At 36.8% G+C, this 1,783-nt stretch carries 3 protein-coding genes and 1 pseudogene; all 4 read left to right on the forward strand.

The features are described from left to right. The first annotated feature begins 65 nt into the window (after window positions 1–65). Window positions 66–224, forward strand: a complete 159-nt coding sequence (locus tag WBM98_RS07395) for a hypothetical protein (RefSeq protein ID WP_424365384.1) — start codon at window positions 66–68, stop codon at window positions 222–224. Between the two features lie 48 nt (window positions 225–272). Next, complete coding sequence (locus tag WBM98_RS07400; RefSeq protein ID WP_424365385.1) at window positions 273–848, forward strand: Crp/Fnr family transcriptional regulator; 576 nt, start codon at window positions 273–275, stop codon at window positions 846–848. Between the two features lie 77 nt (window positions 849–925). Further along, on the forward strand, window positions 926–1,420 hold the full coding sequence (locus WBM98_RS07405) for a GlcG/HbpS family heme-binding protein (RefSeq protein WP_424365386.1): 495 nt from the start codon (window positions 926–928) through the stop codon (window positions 1,418–1,420). A 28-nt stretch (window positions 1,421–1,448) separates the two neighbouring features. Next, window positions 1,449–1,783 (forward strand): annotated as a pseudogene (locus tag WBM98_RS07410) (Dabb family protein); the annotation flags it as partial.

Below are 1,783 nucleotides of genomic sequence, written 5' to 3' on the forward strand. Positions count from 1 at the left end.
TGCCTTCTCCTGAATGAAATTTGTTCATAAAATGGGATGTTGTTCAAGGGGAAAAATTGCTTCAAATGGATATTCCCGGGGAAATGAAGATAAAGCTTGATTTGGAAAGTTTGGCAAATGCAGCGTCAAGCAGTATTTTTATGAATGACGTAGCAGAAGATGAGGAAACAAAAGTAAATTCGCATATGACACGGGTAAAAGGAAGCCATACAATTCAGTATTGAGCGCTGATTTCAGTAAATTGCTCCAATGATCTTAATTTTCAATAAACAATGTCATACGATTTACTAAAACAAAACATAAAGAAAAATTTAAATCTTTCCGATGCAGAATTGGAAGCTGTTTGCAAGGATTTTAAGCCCCAAAGTTTCAAAAAAAAAGAATTATTATTGACCCAAGGAAGCATCTGTAAATTCGAAGGCTTTGTCGTAGAAGGTTGTTTTCGGATTTTTACGATGGATAAAAATGGAAATGAAAACACCCTATATTTTGCAGCTAAGGATTGGTGGTTGATGGATATTGATAGTTTTATGCATCAAACCGCTTCTGATTTGAATATTGAAGCTCTGGAAGACAGTAAGGTGCTTTTAATTAGCAGACAAGATAAAATAACGCTGTACGAATCCCTTCCAATTGTAGAAAAGCTGTTCCGTATTATGTTTCAAAAAGGATTGGTATCATGGCAAAGACGGCTGGTGCGTAATCATTGTTTTACGGCAAAAGAACGTTATTTCCATTTTATACAAACCTACCCGGACATCGCATCCAAACTTACAGACAAACAGATCGCAGGCTATCTTGGTATTCGTCACGAATTTTTAAGTAAGATAAAAAAAAGCGGAAAATAATTTTTGCTAGTTGAACTTGTTCAACTTTTTTACGATTTGCATTCAAGATATTTGCATACCTAAAAATGTGAATAGTGATGAAAAATAAAGTTCTATTATCAAAAAGTATTAAATACGTAATCCTATTGATTCTTCTAAATACAGGCGCTGTTTTTGCACAAAGCGCAACTGATATTTCACATGAAGATGCCTTAAAAGCGGTGTTGGCCGCAAAAGAAAAAGCCGAAGATTCAAATGTCTTGGTAAATATTGCCGTGGTTGATGCAGGTGCGAACTTAAAGGCATTTATCCGTATGGACGATTCTTATTTAGGAAGTATAGACATCGCGATAAAAAAAGCAAAAACATCCCGTTATTTTGACATAAATACGGGCGACCTAGGTAAGCTTTCCCAACCCGGGGGCATTATCTATAATATTGAACTTTCCAATGACGGACTCATGACGTTTCCCGGCGGTGTTCCCATTAAAAATGCAAATGGGAAAATTATAGGCGCCATAGGTGTTAGCGGTGGTACTATTGAGCAAGATCACGACATTGCTACTGTTGGCGCAAATGCAATCTTGGAATAATCCATACCATTCAAAAAAGCTTAAAATTATGAATAGCATAAAAATATCCATTGTTTTCATCGCAGCGCTTTTATCTCAAATTTGCTTGTCGCAAACAAAAGATGATTTAATGCCTTATATGCAGGATTTTAAGAGCGTATCCGCCAATAATACGGTAACGGTAACCAGTTATGAAAAAGGGGGGTCCCATTACGTATATGCAGGAGGTTTTGGAGGTATTGATATCTTCAGTTTGAACAAAGAAGGCAAACTAACGCCCATAGGTACCCAAGCGCTTTATAAGGAAGAAGGACCCGCAAGAGGAATGGTTGCGGATCGTATTAATGGTACAGACTTCCTATTTGTTGCGAATAAGCACGGTAA

It is taken from the genome of Maribacter sp. (genome assembly GCF_049667165.1).
In the GTDB taxonomy this organism is placed as follows: domain Bacteria; phylum Bacteroidota; class Bacteroidia; order Flavobacteriales; family Flavobacteriaceae; genus Maribacter_A.